At 68.3% G+C, this 26,103-nt stretch carries 21 protein-coding genes, 1 tRNA gene and 1 pseudogene; 12 read left to right on the top strand and 11 right to left on the bottom strand.

Going from position 1 to position 26,103, the window contains the following annotated elements; translation table 11 throughout:
- Positions 1–259: 259 nt before the first annotated feature.
- Positions 260–1,954, bottom strand: a complete 1,695-nt coding sequence (locus OG936_RS16025) for a relaxase/mobilization nuclease domain-containing protein (protein WP_406495464.1) — start codon at positions 1,952–1,954, stop codon at positions 260–262.
- Entirely contained in the window at positions 1,955–2,401 is a 447-nt protein-coding gene (locus OG936_RS16020) for a MobC family plasmid mobilization relaxosome protein (protein ID WP_327259044.1), read from the bottom strand. It lies immediately after the preceding gene.
- 2,120 nt (positions 2,402–4,521) lie between these two features.
- On the opposite strand from OG936_RS16020, the gene OG936_RS16015 reads away from it, so the two are divergent.
- Together OG936_RS16015 and OG936_RS16010 are read left to right on the top strand one after the other, a co-directional pair.
- Positions 4,522–4,734, top strand: a complete 213-nt coding sequence (locus OG936_RS16015) for an excisionase family DNA-binding protein (protein WP_327259045.1) — start codon at positions 4,522–4,524, stop codon at positions 4,732–4,734.
- Entirely contained in the window at positions 4,734–5,939 is a 1,206-nt protein-coding gene (locus OG936_RS16010) for a tyrosine-type recombinase/integrase (RefSeq protein WP_327259046.1), read from the top strand. Before OG936_RS16015 ends, OG936_RS16010 begins: the two co-directional genes overlap by 1 nt.
- Before the next feature lie 219 nt (positions 5,940–6,158).
- Here the strand turns inward: OG936_RS16010 and OG936_RS16005 are convergent.
- Positions 6,159–6,232: transfer RNA gene (locus tag OG936_RS16005), tRNA-Gly, on the bottom strand.
- 466 nt (positions 6,233–6,698) lie between these two features.
- Here OG936_RS16005 and dcd point away from each other — a divergent pair.
- Positions 6,699–7,274 (top strand): dCTP deaminase, encoded by a 576-nt coding sequence (gene dcd, locus OG936_RS16000; protein ID WP_383752386.1) that lies wholly within the window; start codon positions 6,699–6,701, stop codon positions 7,272–7,274.
- Between the two features lie 6 nt (positions 7,275–7,280).
- Positions 7,281–7,781, top strand: a complete 501-nt coding sequence (locus OG936_RS15995; RefSeq protein WP_406495461.1) for a phosphoribosyltransferase — start codon at positions 7,281–7,283, stop codon at positions 7,779–7,781.
- A 109-nt stretch (positions 7,782–7,890) separates the two neighbouring features.
- Here the strand turns inward: OG936_RS15995 and OG936_RS15990 are convergent, their stop codons facing one another.
- From OG936_RS15990 to OG936_RS15980, 3 genes are all read right to left on the bottom strand, one after another.
- Positions 7,891–8,829, bottom strand: a complete 939-nt coding sequence (locus tag OG936_RS15990; protein ID WP_406495459.1) for a Yip1 family protein — start codon at positions 8,827–8,829, stop codon at positions 7,891–7,893.
- Between the two features lie 185 nt (positions 8,830–9,014).
- A complete protein-coding gene (locus OG936_RS15985) occupies positions 9,015–11,282 on the bottom strand; it encodes a (Fe-S)-binding protein (RefSeq protein ID WP_406495457.1) in 2,268 nt (755 codons plus the stop codon).
- Between the two features lie 102 nt (positions 11,283–11,384).
- Entirely contained in the window at positions 11,385–12,020 is a 636-nt protein-coding gene (locus tag OG936_RS15980) for a sugar transferase (protein WP_406495455.1), read from the bottom strand.
- 423 nt (positions 12,021–12,443) lie between these two features.
- On the opposite strand from OG936_RS15980, the gene dnaK reads away from it, so the two are divergent.
- From dnaK to OG936_RS15960, 4 genes are all read left to right on the top strand, one after another.
- The gene (dnaK, locus tag OG936_RS15975) at positions 12,444–14,297 is read left to right on the top strand and encodes a molecular chaperone DnaK (RefSeq protein ID WP_406495453.1); all 1,854 of its coding nucleotides are present in this window, start codon (positions 12,444–12,446) and stop codon (positions 14,295–14,297) included.
- The gene (gene grpE / locus OG936_RS15970; protein WP_406495452.1) at positions 14,294–14,944 is read left to right on the top strand and encodes a nucleotide exchange factor GrpE; all 651 of its coding nucleotides are present in this window, start codon (positions 14,294–14,296) and stop codon (positions 14,942–14,944) included. Before dnaK ends, grpE begins: the two co-directional genes overlap by 4 nt.
- A gap of 93 nt (positions 14,945–15,037) precedes the next feature.
- Positions 15,038–16,225, top strand: a complete 1,188-nt coding sequence (gene dnaJ, locus OG936_RS15965) for a molecular chaperone DnaJ (RefSeq protein ID WP_406495451.1) — start codon at positions 15,038–15,040, stop codon at positions 16,223–16,225.
- A 1-nt stretch (position 16,226) separates the two neighbouring features.
- Positions 16,227–16,673 carry a heat shock protein transcriptional repressor HspR gene (locus OG936_RS15960; RefSeq protein ID WP_406495450.1) on the top strand — a complete coding sequence of 149 codons (447 nt, stop codon included), beginning with the start codon at positions 16,227–16,229 and terminating at the stop codon, positions 16,671–16,673.
- Between the two features lie 36 nt (positions 16,674–16,709).
- Here OG936_RS15960 and OG936_RS15955 read toward each other — a convergent pair whose 3' ends face one another.
- The 3 genes from OG936_RS15955 to OG936_RS15945 form a co-directional block, all read right to left on the bottom strand.
- Entirely contained in the window at positions 16,710–16,931 is a 222-nt protein-coding gene (locus tag OG936_RS15955; protein WP_406495448.1) for a hypothetical protein, read from the bottom strand.
- 188 nt (positions 16,932–17,119) lie between these two features.
- Complete coding sequence (locus tag OG936_RS15950; protein WP_406495447.1) at positions 17,120–18,109, bottom strand: LuxR C-terminal-related transcriptional regulator; 990 nt, start codon at positions 18,107–18,109, stop codon at positions 17,120–17,122.
- A gap of 164 nt (positions 18,110–18,273) precedes the next feature.
- The gene (locus OG936_RS15945) at positions 18,274–19,281 is read right to left on the bottom strand and encodes a helix-turn-helix transcriptional regulator (RefSeq protein ID WP_406500470.1); all 1,008 of its coding nucleotides are present in this window, start codon (positions 19,279–19,281) and stop codon (positions 18,274–18,276) included.
- A gap of 475 nt (positions 19,282–19,756) precedes the next feature.
- On the opposite strand from OG936_RS15945, the gene OG936_RS15940 reads away from it, so the two are divergent.
- Positions 19,757–20,077, top strand: coding sequence for a (2Fe-2S)-binding protein (locus OG936_RS15940; protein WP_266747139.1), 321 nt, complete (start codon positions 19,757–19,759; stop codon positions 20,075–20,077).
- Positions 20,078–20,235: 158 nt separating this feature from the next.
- On the opposite strand, the pseudogene OG936_RS15935 reads toward OG936_RS15940, so the two are convergent.
- Positions 20,236–20,697, bottom strand: a pseudogene (locus tag OG936_RS15935) (nitrilase).
- Positions 20,698–20,816: 119 nt separating this feature from the next.
- Between OG936_RS15935 and clpB the strand changes: the two are divergent.
- Both clpB and OG936_RS15925 read left to right on the top strand, forming a co-directional pair.
- Complete coding sequence (gene clpB, locus OG936_RS15930; RefSeq protein WP_406495446.1) at positions 20,817–23,402, top strand: ATP-dependent chaperone ClpB; 2,586 nt, start codon at positions 20,817–20,819, stop codon at positions 23,400–23,402.
- Between the two features lie 158 nt (positions 23,403–23,560).
- On the top strand, positions 23,561–24,121 hold the full coding sequence (locus OG936_RS15925) for a YbjN domain-containing protein (RefSeq protein WP_383752445.1): 561 nt from the start codon (positions 23,561–23,563) through the stop codon (positions 24,119–24,121).
- A gap of 137 nt (positions 24,122–24,258) precedes the next feature.
- Here OG936_RS15925 and OG936_RS15920 read toward each other — a convergent pair whose 3' ends face one another.
- Positions 24,259–25,434: a pyridoxal phosphate-dependent aminotransferase gene (locus OG936_RS15920; RefSeq protein ID WP_406495444.1), complete on the bottom strand. Its 1,176-nt coding sequence runs from the start codon at positions 25,432–25,434 to the stop codon at positions 24,259–24,261.
- 150 nt (positions 25,435–25,584) lie between these two features.
- Between OG936_RS15920 and OG936_RS15915 the strand changes: the two genes are divergently transcribed.
- Complete coding sequence (locus tag OG936_RS15915; RefSeq protein ID WP_406495442.1) at positions 25,585–25,905, top strand: hypothetical protein; 321 nt, start codon at positions 25,585–25,587, stop codon at positions 25,903–25,905.
- The last annotated feature ends 198 nt before the right edge of the window (positions 25,906–26,103 follow it).

Genomic DNA, 26,103 nt, shown 5'->3' with positions numbered 1-26,103 from the left:
ACATGCAGTAGGGGCGGCCACCAACATCCTCGAAGGTCTCTCGTGCGGCCACGTGTCCAAGATGGCAGCGAACGATCGCTGCCGTCCGGCCTTCAGCACTTCAGAAGAGGGGGATGTTGTCAGGACCGCTTTCCATGCGATCACTTCCGTCCGAGCTGGGCTGCCGTGGCGCCATCAGCCGCCGCACCTCGAACCTAAGCCGACGAGTCCCCGGCGTGCCATAAGCCGGGGCCACACGGGAGCAGGGAGACCTCCCTGATCAGCGGCTGCGTGTCGCAGAGGGGCCATTGGGGCCGTGAGGGCGGCGGGGCTCAGCTGTTGGGTGACCATGCTGCGGTGTGGCGGACATGTTGCTGCGGGCCTGGGCGGCCAGGGCTCGGGCGCTGGGGGCTGGCCTCTGTCCGAGGCGGATCACGCGCCACGTGAGGATCTGGGCGGACGATCGGGCGTCGTCCAGGTTCCTCTGGGCGAGGGCTTGTTGGAGGATCCGTTCCGGCTGGTGGCCGGCGGTGGCGGCGTCGATGAGTGCTGCGGTCAGAGCATCCCAGGCCGGGTCGTCGAGGATCTGTTGGGCGTGGGTGGGTGCGGCCTCGCGTAGCTGGTGGGCGGACCGTTCGATTGTCTGCCGTGGTGGCCGACGGTGGGCGAGCGCGCCCAGGAGTGCGGGGGCTGCATGGTCGTAGGCCGCTTGGAGGTGGCGGAGGGTCTGGTGGGCGGCGGCGACCTGCTGGTCGTGGTGGTGGAGCTGGTGCCAGCGGGCGGCGGCGAGCACGGCGAGAAGGGCGACGTCGAGGAACATCGCGAGCGTGGTTCCGTCGCCGGTGACGGGTTCGGTGCGCATGGCGCGTACGGCTCCGCGCAGGGCGCGGGCGTGGTGGTGTCCGGCCTGGATGCGGGAGCAGGTGGCGCGCTCGAACGTGATGGCGGCCTGGCGGAGTTGGGGTTGGATCTCCTTCGGGGCGAGGCGAGGTAGGGCGTCGAGGGCTTCGCCGAAGGCGGCGAGGTGCGCCTGGGCGGCTGCGTCGTCGCTGTGGTTGAGGTGGTGGGGGATGCGTTCGGCGGCTGCGGTGGCCTGGTGCCACGGGTTGGGCCTGCTGTGACCGCTCGGCTGCGGTTCGGTGGCGGTCAGCCGCTCGCGGATCTGGGGGAAGGACAAGTCGGGGGCGAGCTTGGAGCCGGAGAACCAGATGGGTTGGCCAGCGGCGTTGGTATCGCCTGCGACGGCGATCTTGTAGCCGCGTATGTCGCCGGAGGGGAAGCGCTGGATCTCGATCAGTACGCCGACGGTGCCGGAGAGGATACCGAGGAACTCCTCGGGGCTGGTGGCGACCGAGACCGCGGTGCGGACGGTGACGCGCAGACGTTCGCGCGCCGTCGTCTGGTGGCCGGTGCGGTGGGCTTTCTCCTGTTCGGCACGGGTGGGCCGCTTGGCGGCGGTCCGGTCACCACGCAGGACTTGGCGCAGGCCGTATTCCTTCTCGATGGCGGCGAGTTCCTTGTCGGCGCGTAGGTAGTCGTTCCAGTTTCGGGGTGGGCGGAGGTCGCCTCGGACCTTGGTGGCGACGATGTGGATGTGGTCGTCTGCGTGGCGGACGGCTACCCAGCGGCAGGCGTCGGGGTCGTCAGCCGGGGCGATGCCCGTGGCGTTCAGGACCCGGCGGGCGATGGTGGCCCACTCGTCGTCGGACAGGGGGCGGTCTTCGGGCGCGGCCCGGATCGAGCAGTGCCACACGTGGTCCTTCGGCGCCTTGTCGCCGGCCTGCTTGACGCGCAGGTCGAGGACGGCGGTGAGCTGGGCGAGGGTGGCGTCGGGGTCGCGGCCGGGGTCGGGGGCGAAGCTGTCCCACGATGCGACGAGGTGGGGGTCGGTGTGTTCGTTGGCCCGGCCGGGCCCGTACAGGTAGTTCAGTACGCCCCTCGTTTTGTGGCCGGGCTTGACGATGTTCGCGATCAATCAGGCCGCCCGACGGTTTGTGGCGGCCTCATCGGCGAAGGTGTCGATGGCGGCAGCCGCCTGCTTGACCAAGGCCACGATCCGTCCGGCCTCGGCGAGCACGGCCGTGTCCCCAGGGTGTGGATCGCAGCCGGAGTTGAGGCGGTGTGCGATCTGGTTCACGTTCGTGCCGATCCTGGCGACCTGCGTGCGCAGGGCCGCGAGCTCGTCGATCAGATCATCGACAGCGGTGCGCTGTCCCGGCAGTACGAGGTCGCCGTTCAGATGGGCCATGACGACGGCGCCGACGAAGTGCGCGCCGGCCAGGCCGAGCCGACGGGACTCGGCAAGGATGTCGGTCTTCTCGTCGACGCTGTAGCGGACGTCGACACGCTCTTTGCGCTGCACGTCCTGTCGGGCGCGGCGGTGGGCGACGCGGTGCAGCGCGGTCTCGTCGGCGGCGCGCATGACCCCGTCCCCTGTCCCTGGAGCGCCCTCGCTCCAGGGAACCTCCGCCACCCCCGGGGCGGAGGCTGTGTTGGACCGGCCCTTGGACGGTCCAACGTCATACCTTGCTCCGCCTGGGGCCTGGGTGGGCTTCGTCTGTCGCGGTCCGGCGGGGATTCTGCGATGTGCGTCGCGCATTGGTCTCTTCTCTGAGGTGAGGGTTCGGCTTCGAACGTTGCTTGGTCGCAGGCCCCGGTCGTTCTGATGGGCTGCGTGGACGGAACCCGGCGGTGTTTCTGAGCGCGGAGGCGTGCGACCGGTCGTCGCTACGACGGGTCCCCCGAGCAGCGGGGACCGGCTGCGGCGGATGTCGGTCCCCGCTGCCCCGGTCCCGTGACCCTGAGTGTTGAGGAGCGAATTCGGGGACCGTCGATTTGGTGAAGGGGAGGCCCATTGGCCTGCGGTTTCACCCGTTTCTTCGGGGACCGGTCCCCAAGGTGGCCAGAAGTATCCGGGGACCGGTCCCCGAAGGAGCCGGGGACCGAGGATCGTTTGGTAGGGACCGGCCCCAGCTTGAGTAGGGGACCGGTCCCCGACGGGGTGTCAGGGGGACGGTCCCCAGGGGACCGAGATGCGTGGGGCCGGTCCCGGCGGTCAACCTCACCTCGCGGATCAGCCGGGGAAGTAAGGGCTACATCGCCGCGACCGGTTCGTCGAGTGCTGCCATTAGAGCCGCCATGTGTGCCTCCGACCGGGTCATCTTTGTGCTCACCGGTCTGCCGCTGGGCGTGGCGGCTGAATGCGGCCCTACGGGGGCGGGGCTTCGCTCGCGAGTGATCCATGCTCGCCAGTCGGCGCCCCACGCGGCACTTGTGCGTGGTGCCCCGCTGGCCCGGAAGGCGCGCCACTTGTCGTCCGCCACCCGTACGCCCTCCTCGCCAAGGCGGGTGAGGTGTCCCTCGCGCCGCAGCCAGGACTCGGTGCCCGCGTCGATCTGCCATTGGACAGCGGGGATTGGTGCACTGCTGCTGTACCTACTGGTTCCTATTGGTTCACTTCTGTTCTGGGGGTCGGATTCCGTTCCCCCGAGGTACCGGAATCCGGTACCCCCCGGGGTTGGATTCTGATCCCCGGGGTCGGATTCCGGCCCTGTCGTATTGCGGCTGAGGGTGCCGGATTCCGGTACCTCGGGGGTTGCAATCCGATCCTCCTGGAGGGTCGGTTTCCAGTCCTCCCCAGCCAGGAAATGGGCGGCCTTGGGGAGGTGGTAATACGTCTCCCCGCGAGGTCCTTTGCGCCTGTCGAGGCGAATCAGTTCTCCGTCGGCGACCAGTCTGTCCAGCGCGTCACGGACGGCGCTGCGGGACGCGTTTGCGCGTCGCATCAGGGCTGGGACGGAGGCGTAGGCCGTGCAGTTGTGATCGATGCAGCGGTCGGCGATCAAGGTGAGGACCATGCGGGCGGTGCCTTTGCTGAGGCTGTGGTCCCATACCCAGGCGCGGGCATCGTGGCTCATGGTTCGGCGGCTCCTCGAAGCAGGGGGTGATGGGTGCGGCCGCGAACCGCCGTGAGGGCGGTGCCGCCCCATGGGGTCGACGTATCCAAGATCGATCCACGCGGCCTTCGTCTCAGCGGCCGGACCAAGAAGGAAGCCACATCGTCCCGCGCAAGTCCAGGGCTATTTCTTGGAAAGCGAACAGCTGGTGGCGAACACCTAGCGGCATGCGGTCCCTAAACGGTAGGCCCGAATCGGCGGTTGACGAAAAAGTGCGTGCCGCGGGTGCCCCCGACCAGGCCAGGTTTCGGCTTTCACCTATGACTGCCGGTTCGCATTCTCGGCTCCAGCGTGCGGGGGACCTGGCAGGAATCGAGGGAACATAGCCGCAGATCGCCGGTTAACCAAACCGCCAATGCAGAGGTATCACTTACGGGATGCCGAAAGAGTCCCAGCGGGGAAGTCGTGCGGTAGCTCTATGCGGTTGTGGTGCCCAGACGCCTGCCTCGAGCGGGCGCGCCACCTCACCCGCCCGCATGGACAACTCGGTCGTCGCCCCGCCGCCTCGTAGAAGGAACCCTCTTGCCCCGACCTGCAGTGATCACCACCCCACGGCCCGCCGACACATGGAAGGCGGTGGCCCCGAATGACTGATCGCCTCCTCGACGTGGCCCAGGCAGCCGAACGTCTCGGCGTCGGTGAGCGATTCATCCGTCGCCTCGTCTCCGAGCGGCGTATCCGCTACGTCAAGGTCGGGAAGCACGTCCGTATCTCCGACAGCGCGCTCGACGCTTACGTAGAGGCGTGGACGGTTGAGCCGGTGCGCACCCGCCGCTCCGGGCACAGGGCAGCGGCCTGATGGCCCGCTCGCGCCGGAAGGCGCCGCGCCGCACATTCGGCGCGATACGACAACTGCCGTCAGGGCGTTATCAGGCCCGCTACCCCGGCACGGACGACACCCTGCGGCCAGCCCCGGACACCTTCGAGACCAAGCGGGACGCGGAGGCGTTCCTCGTCCAGGTCCAAGCGGAACAGATGCGGGGCGACTGGCTCGACCCGACCGCCGGCGAGGTCTTGTTCGCCGAGTACGCCACGCGCTGGATCGTGGAACGAGGCGTCGCCCCGACCACGGCCGAGCTGTACCGCCGGCTGTTCCGGCTCCACCTGGAGCCGACGTTCGGGAACCTGCACGTCAACGTGATCAGTCCTGCTCGTGTCAGGGCTTGGCGAGCGGAGCGGTTGTCGGTCACCGGCGCGACCACGGTGGCCAAGTCGTACCGGCTGCTCAAAGCCGTGCTGGAGACCGCAGTCGAGGACGACATGATGCGCAAGAACCCCTGCCGGATCCGCGGGGCGGGCCGTGAGGACGCCGACGAGCGGCCGGTGGCGACCGTCGAGCAGGTCTTCGCGGCAGCGGAGGTGATCGGTCTGCGCTGGCGCCTCATGGTTCTGCTCGGCGCCTTCGCCTCGATGCGGCCCGAGGAACTTGCCGAGCTCCGCCGGCGGGACGTGGACCTTGACGCCGGCGCGCTCTGGGTCCGCCGTGCCGCGCCGGAGCTCAACACCGGGCACCGCGTGGTTGGCGCTCCCAAGTCGCGTGCGGGCAGACGGGAGATCGTGCTGCCGTCTTTCCTGCACGAGGACGTCCGCCGGCACCTGGAGTGGTTCGCCCAGCCGGGGCCGGACGGGCTGGTCTTCGTCGGTGAGAGGGGAGCGGTGCTGCGCGGTACCACCTTCGGCCGCAAGTGGCGCAGGGCCCGGGACAAGGTCGGGCTGCCCGAGGGTTTCCGCTTCTACGACCTGCGGCACACGGGCAACACGCTCGCGGCTGACACCGGGGCCAAGCTCAAGGACCTCATGGTCCGAGCCGGCCAGTCCTCCGAACGCGCGCAACTGATCTACCAGCACTCCACCAAGGAGCACCAGCGCAGGCTCGCCGCCGACATCGATCTCGATGTACGCCGCCAGCAGTCGTCCGCAGCCTCGGGCAGGGGTGGCGCGACCGTTCACCCGCTGGTGCCGCGCCCGCCCGGACCATCCGCCCCACGGGCTGCGCGGCGTTGATCGCGCAGGGGCGCAGATTGCCCGCACCGCGTATGTGACGCAGACCACTTGAAGTGGATCTCGAGATATGGGACTGAATGGCGGGGCTCTCGCCCTCAGGGGCGCCATGTATGCCATTGGTGCAGGTCGGAAGGGCCCTTATGGCACGCGAATGGCACGCGCCAGGAAAATGGTCTAGACAACAAACGAGGCCCTGGTCTCTGACCAGGGCCTTCATTATGGAGCGGGTGACGAGAATCGAACTCGCGCTCTGAGCTTGGGAAGCTCATGTTCTACCATTAAACTACACCCGCGAAGCGCATCGTTGATCCGTCGCGCACTGTTGCACACTCTACCCCATGCCAGGTCCCCGGCGTTTGAGCCGCGGGGCCTTTTTGTTGCGCGGGAGGATGGATACGGGTGCCGGGGGCGGGAGTTGGGGGCGTAGCGTGGGGGGTCGGAGTGCCGCCTGGAGTGGCGTCCTGTTCATCCCCTAATGTGGCGTTCTCGTCCACGGTTTGTTGGGGAAGGGACTTGATGGACTCCATGGAGCGCACCGTCGTCCGCTGTGCCGAAGGTCACGTTTTCGCTACCGCTTCGTTCCCGATGCAGCAGCTCGGGCCCGGGCGGATCGGTCCCGGGCGGCTCATTCGCTGTCCTCGTTGTGCGCGGCTTCGGCATGCCGTGCCTGTGGTGTTCGAGCAGCGGTAGGAGCGGTGTCAGGCGCGCGGGGCGGTCCCGGATTGGGGTGGGCCCGCGCGTTCTGCGTATCCTCGGGGCGTGCTTCTCTCAGATAAGGACATCCGGGCCGAGATCGACGCCGGACGTGTATGCATTGATCCGTTCGATGCGTCGATGGTGCAGCCGTCGAGCATCGATGTGCGGCTCGACCGCTACTTCCGGGTGTTCGAGAACCACCGCTATCCACATATTGATCCAGCCGTCGAGCAGGCTGATCTGACGCGCATGGTCGAGCCGGACGGGGACGAGCCGTTCATCCTGCATCCCGGTGAGTTCGTGCTCGCTTCTACGTACGAGGTCATCTCGCTGCCCGACGATCTCGCGTCGCGGCTGGAGGGCAAGAGTTCGCTGGGGCGGCTCGGTCTTGTGACGCATTCGACCGCCGGGTTCATCGACCCCGGTTTCTCCGGGCACGTGACCCTGGAGCTGTCGAATCTCGCGACGCTGCCGATAAAGCTGTGGCCGGGGATGAAGATCGGACAGCTGTGCATGTTCCGGCTCAGTTCGCCCTCGGAGTTCCCGTACGGCTCCGAGCGGTACGGATCGCGGTACCAGGGCCAGCGCGGGCCGACCGCGTCGCGGTCGTTCATGAATTTCCACCGGACCCAGGTGTGATGCCGGATGAGCGGTGAGGTGCGGGAGAACCTCACGTACGAGGGTTTCGGTCATGCCGTGCGTGAGCTGGCGCAGACTGTTGTCGACGACGGGTTCGAGCCCGATGTCGTGCTGAGCATCGCGCGGGGTGGGGTGTTCGTCGCGGGCGGGCTCGCTTATGCCTTGGACTGCAAGAATATTCATCTGGTGAATGTGGAGTTCTATACCGGGGTGGGTACCACCCTGCAAATGCCGGTCATGCTGGCGCCCGTTCCGAATGTCATCGACTTCTCGGCCAAGAAGGTTCTGATCGCCGACGACGTCGCCGACACCGGGAAGACGCTGAAGCTGGTGCGCGATTTCTGTATCGATCATGTCGCCGAGGTGCGCAGCGCGGTCATATACGAGAAGCCGCATTCGCTGGTGAAATGCGAATACGTGTGGAAGAAGACCGATCGTTGGATCAACTTCCCGTGGAGCGTGGACAAGCCCGTCGTACGGCGCAGCGGGCAGGTTCTCGACGCGTGAGCGTGACGCGTTACGCGTGGCGTGTGTGCTTGCTCCCGGCTTCTGCAGATGTGAAGGAACCCCTGGTCCCAGGACCAGGGGTTCCTTCACATCTGTGCGGGCGGGGGCGTCAGATCGTGCCCAGCTTGATGATCGACAGCAGTGCGAGCAGCTGGATCGCGGACGCGGCCAGGGCCTTCGGCCACGGCAGGTCGTGCGACTTGCTCACCATCGAGGTGAAAAGCGCGGCCGAGGCGAGCCAGGTGATCCAGCCGAGGATCTGGACCAGGGAGTTCTCGCCGCCGAGGAAGAGCGCGAATATCAGGCGCGGGGCGTCCGTGATCGACATGATCAGCATGGAGAGGCCCACGGTCGGCTGCCAGGAGCCGTCGCCCCCTAGCTGGCGGGCGAGGGTGTGCGTGACCGCGCCAAGGACCAGGCCGCCGATGACGAAGCAGATGCCGGTGATGACGACGTAGGGGACCGCCGTGGAGATCGTCGCGTGGATCGCGTCGTCCCGGGCCTGGTCGAAGCCGAAGAGGGCGAGCAGGCCGTACAGGAACGTGACGATGAGCGCCGGGCCCCAGACCGGGTAGTCGCGCATCTGCCAGAACGTCGGTCCCGGGCGCAGCACGATGCCGGTGAGCAGGTCCTTCCAGGGCAGCCGCGGGCCTGCGGGCTGGGCGGGGGCCTGGCCGGCGCGGTAGGTGTTGCCGTCGCCGTACGGGTCCTCGCCGATGCTGAACGCCTGGGTGTGGCCGGGGGAGTTGGCGTGCGGGTCGCCCTGCTGGGGTGATCCGTGGGGGTGGTGGGGCTGCTGGTACGGGTCGCCGAAGTACTCGGGTTCGCCGTGGCCGCCTCCGCCGTTGTAGCCGCTGCTGTTGCCGTAGCCGCCGTTGTTGTACGGGGGCGGGGCGCCGTTGCCTCCCGTCGGCGGCCATGGCTGCTGCGCGTACGGCGGTGGTGCCTGTGTGCCGTACGGCTGCTGCTGCGGTTGCTGCTGCGGTTGCTGCTGCGCTTGCTGCGGGGTGCGGTTGTCCCGGCCGCGTCCGATCCTGAATCCAGCCACGTCATCGAACGTACCTGGTCCGCGCGGGTGTGGTGAGCGGGCCCGGGAATCCCGCCCGCCATTGCGGCCGAGCTGTGACATCCCCTAGGGGATGCTCCGGAGGGATGCCCGGGGGGGTGGAAGCAGAAGCGGCCGGTCCTGCCCCCGAGGCAGGTCCGGCCGCTTCTGTCGCACGACAGCCCGAGCTACTTCACCGGCTCCGGCTCAGGTGCGTCCGCCGTCTCCGTCTCCCCGGCCGGGTCGGCCGGGGTCTTCACGGAGTCCAGCAGCAGCTGCGATACGTCGACCACCTGGATCGACTCCTTCGCCGTGCCGTCGTTCTTCTTGCCGTTGACCGAATCGGTCAGCATGACCAGGCAGAACGGGCAGGCCGTGGAGACGATGTCGGGGTTGAGCGACAGAGCTTCGTCGACGCGCTCGTTGTTGATGCGCTTGCCGATCCGCTCCTCCATCCACATCCGGGCACCACCGGCGCCGCAGCAGAAGCCGCGCTCCTTGTGGCGGTGCATCTCCTCGTTCCTCAGGCCCGGGACCTTCGCGATGATCTCGCGAGGCGGGGTGTAGATCTTGTTGTGACGGCCCAGGTAGCACGGGTCGTGGTAGGTGATCAGGCCCTCGACCGGCGTCACCGGGATCAGCTTGCCCTCGTCGATGAGGTGCTGGAGCAGCTGGGTGTGGTGGATGACCTCGTACTCGCCGCCGAGCTGCGGGTACTCGTTCGCGATGGTGTTGAAGCAGTGCGGGCAGGTCGCGACGATCTTCTTCGACGACTTCGGCTTCTTCGTCTCCGCGTCTTCGTCGTCCTCGCCGAACGCCATGTTCAGCATCGCGACGTTCTCCTGGCCGAGCTGCTGGAACAGCGGCTCGTTGCCCAGGCGGCGGGCCGAGTCACCCGTGCACTTCTCGTCGCCGCCCATGATCGCGAACTTGACGCCCGCGATGTGGAGGAGCTCCGCGAAGGCCTTGGTGGTCTTCTTGGCGCGGTCCTCCAGAGCGCCCGCGCAGCCGACCCAGTACAGGTAGTCGACCTCGGACAGGTCCTCGACGTCCTTGCCGACGATCGGGACCTCGAAGTCGACCTCCTTGGTCCACTCGACGCGCTGCTTCTTGGCGAGACCCCAGGGGTTGCCCTTCTTCTCCAGGTTCTTGAGCATCGTGCCCGCCTCGGACGGGAACGCGGACTCGATCATCACCTGGTAGCGGCGCATGTCGACGATGTGGTCGATGTGCTCGATGTCGACCGGGCACTGTTCCACGCACGCACCGCAGGTGGTGCAGGACCACAGCACGTCCGGGTCGATGACGCCGTTCTCCTCGACCGTGCCGATCAGCGGCCGCTCGGCCTCCGCGAGGGCCGCAGCCGGAACGTCCTTCAGCTGCTCCGCGGACGCCTTCTCGTTGCCTTCCATGTCCTTGCCGCCGCCGGCCAGCAGATACGGGGCCTTGGCGTGCGCGTGGTCGCGCAGGGACATGATCAGGAGCTTCGGGGAGAGCGGCTTGCCGGTGTTCCAGGCCGGGCACTGCGACTGGCAGCGACCGCACTCGGTGCACGTGGAGAAGTCGAGGATGCCCTTCCAGGAGAACTGCTCGACCTGGGAGACACCGAAGACGGCGTCCTCGGCCGGGTCCTCCCAGTCGATCTCCTTGCCGCCGGACGTCATCGGCTGGAGCGCGCCGAGCGCGACCGCGCCGTCCGCGTTCCGCTTGAACCAGATGTTCGGGAAGCCGAGGAAGCGGTGCCAGGCGACACCCATGTTGGTGTTGAGCGAGACCGTGATCATCCAGATCAGCGAGGTGCCGATCTTGATCAACGCGGTGAAGTAGATGAGGTTCTGCAGCGTGCCGAGCGCGAGGCCCTTGAATGCGAGGACCAGGGGGTACGAGATGAAGTACGACGCCTCGTAGCCGTCCACGTGGTGGATCGCGCCTTCCAGACCGCGCAGGGTCAGGATGGCCAGGCCGATGATGAGGATGACGTATTCGACGAAGTACGCCTGCCAGGCCTTGGAGCCCGCGAAGCGGGACTTGCGGCCGGCCCGCGAGGGCAGGTTCAGCAGCCGGATCGCGATCAGTACGAGGATGCCGACCGTCGTCATCAGACCGATGAACTCGGTGTACATCTCGAACGGCGGCCAGTCGCCGATGACCGGCAGGACCCAGTCGGCCTTGAAGAGCTGCCCGTACGCCTGGAGCAGCGTCGGCGGCAGCGTCAGGAAGCCGATGGCGACGAACCAGTGCGCGAAGCCGACGATCCTCCACCGGTTCATCCGGGTGTGGCCGAGGAACTCCTTGACCAGGGTGATCGTGCGCTGCTTCGGATTGTCGGTGCGGCTGCCCGCCGGGACCGGCTGTCCGAGCGTGACGAACCGGTAGATCTGCGCGACGGCTCGGGCGATGAGCGCAACGCCGACCACAGTCAGCACCAGCGACACGATGATCGCGGCGAGTTGCATTTGGGGGCTCCTCGGGCCTGCGAGGGTGGGATCCAGCGTCTATAAGGGGATACTGGCAATTACTAAGCAGTAACTTAATCAGTCTGTGCTGACACTATCCACTTATTCCGCCGCGCTGTAGCCGCACCGGCGGTGATCTGTGTCGCTCAGGTGCGTCTTGCCGCGCCGGGTGAGTCCGTGGGCCGCCCGGCACAGGGGAGCGTGCACGGCTCGCGCCAGGATGGCCAGGTCGAGTCCCACCCAGTGGTGCTCGGCGTAGTGCTGGTCGAGCAGGGCGGGCTCGTCCCACGGCATTCCGGAACGGGAACGTACCTGCGCCAGGCCGGTGAGGCCCGGTTTCAGTTCCTGCCGCCAGTGTCTCGCAGCGGGGGCGGGGGTGGACGCGGGGGTGCCGGCGGTGCTCGGGCCGACGGCTCCGGCGGCCCGGTCGTCGTCCGGTGTCAGGGGTACCGGCCCGACCAGGGAGAGGTCTCCCCGTACGACGTGCGGCAGCCGGGAGAGCAGATCCAGCCGCAGCCGGCGGGTGCGCAGCGAGCGCAGTACGAAGGGGTGGCCGTACAGGCCGATCCGGGGTGATCGGGTCAGCACCCCGCCGGGAGGGCGCTGTACCGCGAGGGCAAGGGTGCCCACGGCGAGCAGAGGGGCGGCCAGGGCCAGCAGGATCGAGCCGAGCGTCAGATCCAGTACGCGCTTGGCCGACGGCCGCTGCCACTGCCGTACCGGCGCCCATCGTCGCACCGACGGCCACTGCCGCACCCGCGCGCGTGCCCGCAGCCGCTGTCGCTGTCGCTGCCACCGCCGTACCCGCTCTGCCTGTCTCCACTCCCGTCCCTGTCCGTGTGTCCGGGTGCGCCTCTGCCTCTGTTGTCTCTGTCTCTGCCTCTGCATCGTTCGCACCTGCCTGGGGTCGGGCGGATCGAGCCGATCGATTGCCTGGTTTGCGTGCTTGGCGCCGTTTTGTGACAGAACGATCCCATGGGGCGATGGTGGGTGGGGGCTGCCCGGCCCGCAGGGCGGGTGGGTGTCGTTGGTGATCTCTCGATGCGCGCGAAGTGCGTGCACGATAGTTGAGTCCGCTCGACTCAACTCTGTTGACACTGAGGCGCGGGTCGTGCATCCTTGAGCCAGTTGCACTCAAGTAGTCAAGCTGGAGGAATTGAAATGGCACGTGCGGTCGGCATCGACCTGGGCACGACTAACTCCGTCGTCAGCGTTCTCGAAGGCGGCGAGCCCACCGTCATCACCAACGCAGAGGGCGCCAGGACCACGCCGTCCGTCGTCGCCTTCGCGAAGAACGGCGAGGTGCTGGTCGGCGAGGTCGCCAAGCGTCAGGCAGTGACCAACGTCGACAGGACCATCCGCTCCGTCAAGCGCCACATGGGCACTGACTGGAAGATCGACCTGGACGGCAAGAGCTTCAACCCGCAGCAGATGAGCGCCTTCGTGCTGCAGAAGCTGAAGCGGGACGCCGAGTCGTACCTGGGCGAGAAGGTGACCGACGCGGTCATCACCGTTCCCGCGTACTTCAACGACTCCGAGCGTCAGGCGACGAAGGAGGCCGGCGAGATCGCGGGCCTGAACGTCCTGCGTATCGTCAACGAGCCGACGGCCGCCGCGCTGGCGTACGGGCTCGACAAGGACGACCAGACGATCCTCGTCTTCGACCTCGGTGGCGGCACGTTCGACGTATCGCTGCTGGAGATCGGCGACGGTGTCGTCGAGGTGAAGGCCACCAACGGTGACAACAGCCTCGGTGGTGACGACTGGGACCAGCGCGTCGTCGACTACCTGGTGAAGCAGTTCGCGAACGGGCACGGCGTCGACCTGTCCAAGGACAAGATGGCGCTCCAGCGTCTGCGCGAGGCCGCGGAGAAGGCGAAGATCGAGCTCTCGTCCTCGACCGAGACGACGATCAACCTGCCCTACATCACGGCGTCCGCCGAGGGCCCGCTGCACCTGGACGAGAAGCTCACGCGCTCGCAGTTCCAGCAGCTCACCGCCGACCTCCTGGACCGCTGCAAGACGCCGTTCCACAACGTCATCAAGGACGCGGGCATCCAGCTCACCGAGATCGACCACGTCGTTCTCGTCGGTGGCTCGACCCGTATGCCGGCCGTCGCCGAGCTCGTCAAGGAGATGACCGGTGGCCAGGAGGCCAACAAGGGTGTGAACCCGGACGAGGTCGTCGCCATCGGCGCCTCGCTCCAGGCCGGTGTCCTCAAGGGCGAGGTCAAGGACGTCCTGCTGCTCGACGTCACCCCGCTGTCCCTCGGCATCGAGACCAAGGGCGGCATCATGACGAAGCTCATCGAGCGCAACACCACGATCCCGACCAAGCGCTCCGAGATCTTCACGACGGCCGAGGACAACCAGCCGTCCGTCCAGATCCAGGTCTACCAGGGCGAGCGCGAGATCGCGGCGTACAACAAGAAGCTCGGAATGTTCGAGCTGACCGGCCTGCCGCCGGCCCCGCGTGGCGTCCCGCAGATCGAGGTCGCGTTCGACATCGACGCGAACGGCATCATGCACGTCGCCGCCAAGGACCTCGGCACCGGCAAGGAGCAGAAGATGACTGTCACCGGCGGCTCCTCGCTGCCGAAGGACGAGGTCAACCGGATGCGTGAGGAGGCCGAGCAGTATGCGGAGGAGGACCACCGCCGCCGCGAGGCCGCCGAGTCGCGCAACCAGGGCGAGCAGCTCGTCTACCAGACGGAGAAGTTCCTCAAGGACAACGAGGACAAGGTCCCCGGTGACGTGAAGACGGAGGTGGAGACCGCGCTCACCGAGCTGAGGGAGAAGCTCAAGGGCGAGGACGCCGCCGAGATCCGTACCGCCACCGAGAAGGTCGCGGCCGTCTCCCAGAAGCTGGGCCAGGCGATGTACGCCAACGCCCAGGCCGACGGCGGCCCGCAGGGCGACCCGCAGCCGGGCGCCCAGCAGGCCAAGGCCGACGACGACGTCGTCGACGCCGAGATCGTGGACGACGAGAAGGACGCGAAGGGCGGTGCGGCGTGACCGAGGAGACTCCGGGCTTCGAGGAGAAGCCCGACGTCCCCTCCGGCGCTGCCTCCGACGGAGCTGAGCCGAAGGATGCCTCCTCCTCTCCGGAGGAGGAGGCGCCGGAGGCCGGGGACGGAGTACAGACAGTCGGTCTGACGGCACAGCTGGACCAGGTCCGCACGGCGCTCAACGAGCGTACGGCCGACCTCCAGCGGCTCCAGGCCGAGTACCAGAACTACCGCCGTCGCGTCGAGCGGGACCGGGCCACGGTCAAGGAGATCGCAGTAGCGGGTCTTCTGTCCGAGCTCCTGCCCGTGCTCGACGACATCGGCCGGGCTCGGGACCACGACGAGCTCGTGGGCGGGTTCAAGTCGGTGGCCGAATCAGTGGAGACGGTCGTCGCCAAGCTGGGCCTGCAGCAGTTCGGCAAGGAGGGCGAGCCCTTCGACCCGACGATCCACGAAGCCCTGATGCACTCGTATGCGCCGGACGTCACCGAGACGACCTGCGTGGCGATCCTGCAGCCGGGGTATCGGATCGGCGAGCGCACCATCCGCCCCGCGCGGGTGGCGGTGGCCGAACCCCAGCCGGGTGCGACACCGGCCGCGGCCAAGGAAGAGAAGTCAACCGACGAGGAGAGCGGTGGCACCGAGGAGGTCTGACATCCCGTCTGACCACCTCGCGGCCCACCGCCCGGCCATGCGAACGGCCAACGGGCCGGTCGCATGGCCGATCGTCCGGAAGGAGGGACGTCGATGAGCACGAAGGACTTCGTCGAGAAGGACTACTACAAGGTCCTCGGCGTCCCCAAGGACGCCACCGACGCCGAGATCAAGAAGGCGTACCGGAAGCTCGCCCGCGAGTTCCACCCGGACGCCAACAAGGGCGACGACAAGGCGGAGGAGCGCTTCAAGGAGATCTCCGAGGCGAACGACATCCTCGGCGACAGCAAGAAGCGCAAGGAGTACGACGAGGCGCGCGCTCTCTTCGGCAACGGCGGCTTCCGGGCCGGCCCCCCGGGCGCGGGAGGCAACTTCAACTTCGACCTGGGCGACCTCTTCGGAGGCGCCCAGGGCGGGGGCCAGGGCGGCGGAGCCGGCGGTTTCGGCGGCGGCGGCGGTCTGGGCGATGTCTTCGGCGGCCTGTTCAACCGGGGCGGTACGGGGACGCGGGTGCAGCCGCGCCGCGGCCAGGACATCGAGTCCGAGGTGACGCTCAGCTTCACCGAGGCGGTCGAGGGGGCCACGGTCCCTCTGCGGATGTCCAGCCAGGCGCCCTGCAAGGCGTGTTCCGGCACCGGTGACAAGAACGGCACCCCCAGGGTCTGCACGACCTGTCTCGGCACCGGGCAGGTGTCGCGCGGCACCGGCGGCGGCTTCTCGCTCACCGACCCCTGCGTGGACTGCAAGGGCCGGGGCCTCATCGCCCAGGACCCCTGCGATGTCTGCAAGGGCAGTGGACGGGCGAAGTCCTCCCGGACCATGCAGGTCAGGATTCCGGCGGGCGTCTCGGACGGTCAGCGGATCCGGCTGCGCGGCAAGGGCGGTCCGGGCGAGCGCGGTGGACCGGCCGGCGATCTGTACGTCGTGGTCCATGTCGACGCCCACCCGGTCTTCGGCCGCAAGGGCGACAACCTCACCGTCACCGTGCCCGTCGACTTCACGGAGGCGGCGCTCGGCGGCGAGGTGAAGGTGCCCACGCTCGGCGGCCCGCCGGTCACCCTGAAACTGCCGGCCGGCACCCCCAACGGGCGTACGATGCGCGCCCGGGGCAAGGGCGCCGTACGCAAGGACGGCACCCGGGGCGATCTGCTGGTCACCGTCGAGGTGACAGTGCCCAGGGACCTGAACACCGAGGCCAGGGAAGCACTGGAGGCCTACCGGAAGGCGACTGCGGGCCGTGACCCGCGGGCAGAACTCTTCCAGGCAGCGAAGGGAGCTTGAGGTGGACGGCCGACGACGTAATCCGTACGAACTGACCGATGAAACACCGGTGTACGTGATCTCGATCGCGGCCCAGCTCTCGGGCCTGCATCCGCAGACGCTGCGCCAGTACGACCGCCTCGGCCTGGTCTCGCCCGACCGCACGGCCGGGCGCGGCAGGCGCTACTCGGCCCGCGACATCGAGCTGCTGCGCACCGTGCAGCAGCTGTCGCAGGACGAGGGCATCAACCTCGCCGGCATCAAGCGCATCATCGAGCTGGAGAACCAGGTCGCGGCCCTCCAGCAGCGCGTCGCCGAACTCTCGGCGGCGGTGGACGGCGCGGCGGCGGCGATGCAGCAGCGAGAGGCCCAGGTGCATGCCTCGTACCGGCGCGATCTGGTGCCGTACCAGGACGTGCAGCAGACCGGCGCGTTGGTGGTCTGGCGGCCGAAGCGGCCGAAGAGCTGAGCGGGTCAGGCGTATCCGCACGACGGACAAGGCCCGTCACCCGTGTGCTTCACGGGTGACGGGCCTTTTTCCTTCGTTCATCGAGTCGATCGAGTCCATCCGGTCCATCCGGTCCATCGAGAAGCGCGAGGCGCTGAGGTGAGCGCCGCCACCGTGGTGCAGCTGTTGCGCGCGGTGCGGAAGGACATGAGCGAGGAAGCCGTACGCGGCTACCGGGATGAAGGGCGCGTACACCTTCGGCAGGCCCCGCAACGGCACCACGGTCAACGTGTTGTGGGCGCCGTCCGAACCGGAACGCGGAGGCTACGTCCACGACGGCAGTGACCTGAGCATGTACGCGGAGGGCCGGTGGGACGCCTTTCCGGGCGGGGCACAGGGGCGGAACGCGCGGCCGGCTCTCATCTTCGTTGCATGTGTCGTCGGTGTCTTCGGCCTCGTTGTGACGCTCACGGGACGCAGCGAGGCTCTTCGTCGACCATTCCCGACTGGATGAGGCGTGCCCCGAGTTGAGCGCGGCTGGAGGCGTTGAGCGTCCGCATGAGCCGGGAGATGTGTGCGCGGCAGGTGCGGACGCTGATGCCCAGTTTGCGGGCCACGATCTCGTCGACGTGGCCCTCGACGAGGAGACGGGCGATGCTGAGCTGGACGGCGGTGACGGAGGCGCCGGGAGTCGTTGTCGGCAGGTTCTCGGTGAGCGGCGTGGCCTGCGCCCACAGGACTTCGTAGACCTGGACGAAGTAGCGGACCAGCGCGGGGTGGCGGATCTTCAGGGCCACGTCGCGGTCGGGGGTGGCGGGAATGAAGGCCACGGCGCGGTCGAAGATGAGGAGGCGCTCGATGGTCTGCTCCAGGGTGCGCACCTGCAGAATTCCTGCGGGTATCTGGCCCACGTAGGACCTGAGCTCCGGGCTGTAGCGCGCCGAGTGCTGGTAGATGTGGCGGAGGGGGATGCTTCGGTCCAGCGTCGACCTGGCGTTCGTCAGGGCGAGTTGTAGCTGCTCGGGCGGCCGGGTGCTGCCGGGTTGCAGGGTGAGGATTTCCTGCCTGGCCCCACGCGTGGTGTCGGCAATGGCCGACTCGATCAGAGGCCTGCCTTCGAGCACGGTGATGGCAAGGTTGGGATCCGCGCTTGCGATGGAGGCCAGTGGAGCCAGTGCCTCGGTGAGCGAGGCGGCGATCCGCACCCGCTCGTGGATCTCCCGGGTGAGGGGCTGCAGCAAATGGGCCAGGCCGGACGAGGGCGGTACGGGAAGCATCCAGGCGCTGTCCTGCGGATCGGGGTGAAGCAGTGCCATCTCGGTGAGGCAGGGGGCGCGTTCCAGCGCGGCCCGCGCGATCCGTCCGGTGCTCAGTGCCTCGGCGTAGAGCTGGAGGGCCGCCTCGCACAATGCGCCGTCTCCGTGGGAGTGTGCGAGTTCGTCCTCGTCTCTGCCCATCTGTGACCCCCCACTTCTGGCAGTGCAGCAAGATGACGGTGGTGAAAGCGTAGGCGGCAGGAGAAGCTCGTCGTACCCGGTGATGAACCTCTCCGGCGTCGGGGGCCGCGGTCGTTCTCCCCATGGTTTGCGGTGGCGGTCCCCCTTGGCCCGCCTTGGTCCTATCAGGGCGGTCCCTGTTCCAGGATTCCTGACCGGGCTATCAGGTAGCCGAGCTGCGCCCGGCTGTTGCTCCCGAGAGCGGTGCTGAGCTTGGCGATATGGGCGCGGCATGTCCGTACGTTCATGCCGAGGCGGCGAGCGATGGCCTCGTCGACGTGACCTTCGACGAGGAGTTTCGCGATGGAGTGCTGCACCCCGGAGATGCCTTCGAGTGTCGGGTCGTACGGGATCTGCTCCTGCAGGGGGACTGCGCGCTGCCAGAACTGCTCGAAGACGCTGACGAGGTACTCCACAATGCCTGGGTGTCTCAGTTCCAGCGCCACTCTCCGATCGTCCGTGGCAGGGATGAAAGCGACGGTGTGATCGAAAATCATGAGCCGTTCTATGAGCTCTTCGAGGGTGCGGATCTCTACCTTCCCCTCTGCCATGCGTGCCGCGTAGGTGAGGGTTCCATGGCTGTGCCGGGCCGTGTGCTGGTAGAGGGTGCGCATGCCGACGCCGCGCTGCGTGAGGACGTTCCCGCGTTCCATCGCGATGTTGAGTGCGTCCTCGCTGCGCCCGCCGCCGGGCTGGATGGTGAGAACTTCCGACTTGCACTCGGTCAGGGCGAGTTCGATGGACGCATTGATTCGTTCGATGCCTTCGAGCACCGTGATCGCATGGGTGGTCGGCGGCGCCTGGGCACTGATGGCCATGAAAGGTTCGAACGCATCAGTCAGTTCGACCGTGAGACGTCGACGGTCCTGGATCTCACGCTCTATCGGGTGCAGCAGCTGAGTCAGTGCGGCGGACGGCGGCGCCGGCCGGAGCCAGGTGTCGTCGTCGGGGTCGGGGTGGAGCAGCGCGAACTCCAGCAGGCAGGGAGCCGCCGCCACCTCGGTGCGCATTATCTTGCCAACGCTCAGCGCGCTGGCGTACAGCCGTGCTCCCTCGGCGCATAGAGCACTGACGGGGTGATGATGTGTCGCGTTTGTTTCATTTACGACCATTTGCCCACCCCCCAGGAACATGAATCTGCAGGAACATGATGCATCGCTTCTGTGGCGTTGACGTGCCTCAATGAGCAATCGTCTTGTCATGCGGGGGAGAGGAAACCTTGGAAGTGAGGACGAAGCCCACTATGAGTAACAAGATGCTTCGCTCGGTGCTTGCTGCGGCCTTCTCCGCCGGGCTGACATTCGGGGCGATCGGTACCCTTGACCTTGCCTGGGACAGTGTGCCCGCCGGGGCGGCTGGGGTGGCCGTTGCACCCCCCGACCTCGCTTGGGACAGTGCGCCCGCCGGGACGGCTGGAGTGCAGGTGCAGGCCGTTGCACCCCCTGACCTTGCCTGGGACAGTGTGCCCGCCGGGGCGGCTGGGGTGGCCGTTGCACCCCCCGACCTCGCCTGGGACATGCTCCCCGCCGGCACTACGGGCGCGCGGAGCGGGAACTTGGCGGCATCCGACCTGGCCTGGGACATAGCTCCAGGGAAGTCGGCAGGCGCGTGACCATCCCGCCGGACGACCGGACCTTCCGGCGGGAAATGGCTACGGCCTACCGATCAGGCTGGCACTTCATCGATCTCGTCACTGCCATCCCCCGCTGTGGCGACTCGCTGATGGTCACTCTGTTCGGCGACCCCATCGTCGTCGCACGTGAAGACGACGACGAAGTGCGTGCCTACCGGTGCCTCCGTAAGCCGCGCGGAGCTCCGCAGCCCGTTCGCTGCGCGATTCGGTACGACATGATTTTCGTCAACCTCGACCGCCGGGACCACCAGCTGTTCGAGCCAGAGACTATTTCCGCCACCCCCCGCAGTGCCTGAGCGATCCCCCGTCGTTACATGTCGCTCGGCACTCCCCCACACAACGGCGTCATCGTGACCTGAACGCGATGGCGCCGTTGTGCTGCCCCGGGAAGCCCCCGGAAGCCCCGGGAAGCCTCGGGCCACAGCCGCCCGGAGCCCGGAGCCCGAAGTCCCGCTCACGCCCTGCCGAGCGCCCGGTCCAGGGCGATCTCGATGACGACCCGGTCCGGGTCGGGTGCCAGTGTGCGTTCGTGGCGTTCCGCGTAGCGGCGCACCGCGTCGGCGATCACGCCCGGTTCCGTGCGTACCGTCGCGCGGCCCTCCAGGAGCGCCCAGCGGCCGCGGTTGGCAGCCCGCGACCCGGGCGCCGGACCGGCCCGCGGCCAGGATGCCGGCGACCTTCTGGCTGCCCTTGTCTGGCCGCCCTTGCCGGTGATGACGCGGGCGAGCCCGGCCGCGGGGTCGTACGTCACGCCCACCGGCACCACGGGGCTCGGATCGGTCACGTCGACTGCCATGGGGAACAGACCAGGGAGTGCGCATCCGTGGCCCGCCCCTGCGGTGGCGGGGGTTCTCTCCGGCCGGTTGACTCGGAGTCGGAACCGGAACCGCACCCGGAATCGCACCCGGAATCGCACCCGGAATCGCACTCGGAAGAGGCGATGGACTAGGTTGAGTGGAATAGACTCAACTTTGTGCACGTTGACTCAGTCAGTGTTGCGGAGAGACCAGTCAACGCAAGGAGGAGAGAGCGCACGTGGACGCCGAGCTGACCAACAAGAGCCGGGACGCCATCAACGCGGCCACCAGCAGGGCCGTGAAGGACGGACATCCCGATCTGACCCCCGGGCATCTGCTGCTCGCGCTGCTCGCGGGCGAGGACAACGAGAACATCATCGACCTGCTCGCCGCCGTCGAGGCCGACCAGATCGCTGTACGCACCGAGACGGAGCGGCTGCTGGGCGCGGAGCCCAGCGTCACCGGGTCGACCGTCGCACCGCCGCAGCCCAACCGTGAGCTGCTCGCCGTCATCGCGGACGCCGCGCAGCGCGCGAAGGAGCTCGGCGACGACTACATCTCCACCGAGCACCTGCTGATCGGGATCGCCGCCGAGGGCGGCCGGGCCGGTGAGATCCTGAGCGCTCAGGGGGCCAGTGCGAAGAGGCTGCTGGACGCGTTCGAGAAGAGCAGGGGAGGACGCCGGGTGACCACACCCGACCCGGAGGGTCAGTACAAGGCCCTGGAGAAGTTCGGTACGGACTTCACGGCCGCCGCCAGGGAAGGCAAGCTCGACCCGGTCATCGGACGCGATCAGGAGATCCGGCGCGTCGTCCAGGTCCTGTCGCGGCGTACGAAGAACAACCCCGTGCTCATCGGCGAGCCCGGCGTCGGCAAGACCGCCGTTGTCGAGGGGCTCGCCCAGCGCATCGTCAAGGGTGACGTCCCCGAGTCCCTGCGGAACAAGCGGCTCGTCTCGCTCGACCTCGGAGCGATGGTCGCGGGCGCCAAGTACCGCGGTGAGTTCGAGGAACGGCTGAAGACCGTCCTCTCCGAGATCAAGCAGAGCGACGGGCAGATCATCACCTTCATCGACGAGTTGCACACCGTCGTCGGCGCGGGCGCCGGCGGCGACTCCGCCATGGACGCGGGCAACATGCTCAAGCCGATGCTGGCCCGCGGCGAGCTCCGCATGGTCGGCGCGACGACGCTCGACGAGTACCGCGAGCGGATCGAGAAGGACGCCGCCCTGGAACGCCGCTTCCAGCAGGTGCTGGTGGCGGAGCCGAGCGTCGAGGACACCATCGCGATCCTGCGCGGCCTCAAGGGCCGTTACGAGGCCCACCACAAGGTCTCCATCGCGGACTCCGCGCTGGTGGCCGCCGCGACCCTGTCCGACCGCTACATCACCTCCCGCTTCCTCCCCGACAAGGCCATCGACCTGGTCGACGAGTCGGCGTCCCGGCTGCGCATGGAGATCGACTCCTCGCCCGTCGAGATCGACGAACTCCAGCGGGCCGTCGACCGCCTCCACATGGAGGAGCTGGCCCTCAAGAACGAGAGCGACCCCGGCTCCAGGCAGCGCCTGGAGAAGCTCCGCCGCGACCTCGCCGACAAGGAGGAGGAGCTGCGCGGCCTCACCGCCCGCTGGGAGAAGGAGAAGCAGGGCCTCAACCGCGTCGGTGAACTGAAGGAACGCCTCGACGAACTGCACGGCCAGGCCGAACGCGCCCAGCGCGACGGCGACTTCGACACCGCTTCCAAGCTGCTGTACGGGGAGATCCCCGGTCTGGAGCGGGAGCTGGCGGAGGCGTCCGAGGCCGAGCAGGAGGCCGCCAAGGACACGATGGTGAAGGAGGAGGTCGGCCCGGACGACATCGCCGACGTCGTCGGCTCCTGGACCGGCATCCCGGCCGGCCGGCTGCTGGAGGGCGAGACCCAGAAGCTGCTCCGCATGGAGGCCGAGCTCGGCAAGCGCCTCATCGGGCAGACCGAGGCCGTACGGGCGGTGTCGGACGCGGTACGCCGTACCCGCGCCGGAATCTCCGACCCCGACCGTCCCACCGGCTCGTTCCTCTTCCTCGGCCCGACCGGTGTCGGCAAGACGGAGCTCGCGAAGGCGCTCGCGGACTTCCTGTTCGACGACGAGCGGGCCATGGTCCGCATCGACATGAGCGAGTACAGCGAGAAGCACAGCGTGGCGCGGCTGGTCGGCGCCCCGCCCGGCTACGTCGGCTACGAGGAGGGCGGCCAGCTCACGGAGGCGGTCCGCCGCCGCCCGTACAGCGTCGTCCTGCTGGACGAGGTCGAGAAGGCCCACCCGGAGGTCTTCGACATCCTGCTCCAGGTCCTCGACGACGGCCGGCTCACCGACGGACAGGGCCGGACGGTGGACTTCCGCAACACCATCCTGATCCTGACCTCCAACCTCGGCAGCCAGTTCCTGATGGACCCGCTGACCGAGCCCGAGGTGAAGAAGGAACAGGTCCTGGAGGTCGTACGGGCCTCGTTCAAGCCGGAGTTCCTCAACCGGCTCGACGACCTGGTGGTCTTCTCCGCCCTGTCCGGCGACGAGCTCTCGCACATCGCGAAGCTCCAGATCGACCGGCTCGCGGGGCGTCTGGCCGAGCGCAGGCTCACCCTGGACGTCACGCCGGAGGCCTTGGCCTGGCTGGCCGAGGAGGGCAACGACCCGGCCTACGGAGCACGGCCGCTGCGCCGCCTCATCCAGACGGCGATCGGCGACCGGCTGGCGAAGGAGATCCTCGCGGGCGAGGTCAAGGACGGGGAGACCGTCCGGGTGAACCGGGTCGGGGACGGCCTGCGCGTCGGCCCCGCGTCGTAGCCGCCCCGGCCCCCGTGGTGGTCACCATGTACGGTCCCGGACGGGCCCGGTCCGCACCGGCTGCGTGTCAGCTCGTGGCGGATCGGGCCCGTCCGGGCTTGCCATCCCCCGCCCGCCATGGGAGAGGATGGCGGCAACCGCACGAAGGGAAAAACACGGTGAGCATCGATCCGTCCTCGATTCCTAATTTCGGGGGCCAGCCCGAACCGCAGGCCGCAGGACCCGAGGGCCCCGTTGTCCCTGACCAGGACCTCGTCAAGCAGCTCCTCGAACAGATGGAGCTGAAGTACGTCGTCGACGACGAGGGCGACCTCGCGGCGCCGTGGGAGGACTTCCGCACGTACTTCATGTTCCGCGGCGAGGACGAGCAGCAGGTCTTCTCGGTCCGTACGTTCTACGACCGCCCGCACGCCGCGGACCAGCGTCCGGTCCTTCTCGACGCGATCGACGACTGGAACCGCCGCACCCTGTGGCCCAAGGTCTACACGCACACCCACGAGCCCGAGGAGGGCTCCGAGGACACCGAGGTCTCGGTCCGTCTCATCGGTGAGGCGCAGATGCTCATCGGTACGGGCGTCAGCCTGGAGCACTTCGTCTCGTCGACGGTCAGCTGGGTGCGCGCCTCGATCGAGTTCGACAAGTGGCTGCTGGAGCGTCTGGGCCTGACGCCGGCCGAGGAGAAGACGGACGGCGGGGACCCGACCCCTCCGGGCGCCTGAGCCCCGCACAGCAGTGACGGTCCGGCCCGGGGCGGCGGTTTCATGACCACCGCCCCGGGCCGGACCGCGTTCCGCTTCAGCCGCCGGAGTCGCTTCAGCCGCTACAGCCGTTGGAGCCGCCGGAGTCACTTCAGCCGCTACAGCCGCTTCAGCCGGGACACCGCCTCGGCCAGCACGTCGTCACGCTTGCAGAAGGCGAACCGTACGAACGGTGCGCCCTGCTCCCGGTGGTCGTAGAAGACCGCGTTCGGGATGGCGACGACCCCGCACCGCTCGGGCAGGGACCGGCAGAACGCGAAGCCGTCGCTCTCGCCGAGGGGGCGGATGTCGGTGGTGACGAAGTAGGTGCCGGCCGGGCGGTAGACCTCGAAACCGGCCTCGGTGAGGCCGTCGCTCAGCAGATCCCGCTTGGTCCGCAGCTCGGCGCGCAGCCCGTCGTAGTAGCTGTCGGGCAGGCGCAGTGCCTCGGCGACCGCGTACTGGAACGGGCCCGCGGACACGTACGTCAGGAACTGCTTCGCCGAGCGGACGGCGGTGACCAGCTCGGGGCTCGCGGTGACCCAGCCGACCTTCCAGCCGGTGAAGGAGTACGTCTTGCCGGCCGAGCCGATGGTGACGGTGCGTTCGCGCATCCCGGGGAACCCGGCGAGCGGGAGGTGCTCGCCCTCGAGGACCAGGTGTTCGTAAACCTCGTCGGTGACGACCAGGAGGTCGCGCTCGCAGGCCAGTGCGGCGATCGCGCCGAGTTCCGCACGGGTGAGGACGGTGCCGGTGGGATTGTGCGGGGTGTTCAGCAGGATCAGCCGGGTGCGGGGGGTGACGGCGGCGCGCAGTTCGTCGAGGTCGAGGCGGTAGGTGCCGGTGGCCGCGTCGGGGTGGAGGGTGACGGGGACGCGGCTGCCGCCCGCCATGGCGATGCAGGCGGCGTACGAGTCGTAGTACGGCTCCAGGGCGATGACCTCGTCGCCGGGCTCCAGCAGGGCCAGCAGGGCCGCGGCGATGGCCTCGGTGGCGCCCGCGGTGACCAGGACCTCGGTGTCGGGGTCATGGACAAGCCCGTAGCGCCGTTGCTGGTGGTCGGCGATCGCGGTGCGCAGTTCGGGTACGCCGGGGCCCGGCGGGTACTGATTGCCGTGCCCGGCGCGCAGGGCACGGATCGCGGCCTCGCGGATCTCCTGAGGGCCGTCCGTGTCGGGGAAGCCCTGGCCGAGGTTGATGGAGCCGGTCCGTACGGCAAGCGCCGACATCTCCGCGAAGATCGTCGTGCCGAACTCTGCGAGGCGGCGGTTGAGCAGCGGTCGTCCCTGTGTCATGGCGGCCATCCTGCGCGGAAGCTCTGGAGTTGCTCAAGTCTGCTTTGGCCGTGCGGGGGCGAGGGCATCCCCCACTCACGCAAGAAGCGGACCGAGCAGACGGCGGAAGCGGGGGACCTCGCTTCGGGGGAACGGAAGGACGTGAGGTCGGTGGGGACTTTTGTCGGAGTGGTGATCGCGGCGGCGGTGATCGGACTGATCGTCTCGCTCGTGAAGGGGGCCGGGAGCAGGAAGAAGTCGCGCGGACGGAGCGCGCGCCGGGGCGCGGGCGGTGGCAGCGCCGCGGGCGGCAGCTGGTGGGCGGGCGGTGACAGCGGCGGTGGCTCCTCCTGCGGTGGCAGCAGCAGTCACTCCGGTGGTCACTCCAGTGGTCACTCCGGGGGACATTCGTGCGGCGGCGGTCACTCCTCGTGCGGTGGCGGTTCGTCGTGCGGCGGCGGCGGCGGGGGCGGATGCGGCGGAGGCAGCTGACACGGGGCAGCTGGTCCGCGACCGGGCGATGTCCTTTGCCCGGTGCCGGACCCTCGCGGTCCGGTGCCCGACAGGTGTCCGGCGGGTGAACTCCCGCCGGACACCTTTTTGTTGGGCGTTCTGCGAGATGCCGGTGAACAGATGACCCGGGAGCCCCCCGAGGGGATGGAAACCGCGGCAAGTTGGGTAAAAACCCTG

It is taken from the genome of Streptomyces sp. NBC_00846 (genome assembly GCF_045207325.1).
Classification (GTDB): domain Bacteria; phylum Actinomycetota; class Actinomycetes; order Streptomycetales; family Streptomycetaceae; genus Streptomyces.
This window is presented reverse-complemented; position numbering and strand designations above follow the sequence as displayed.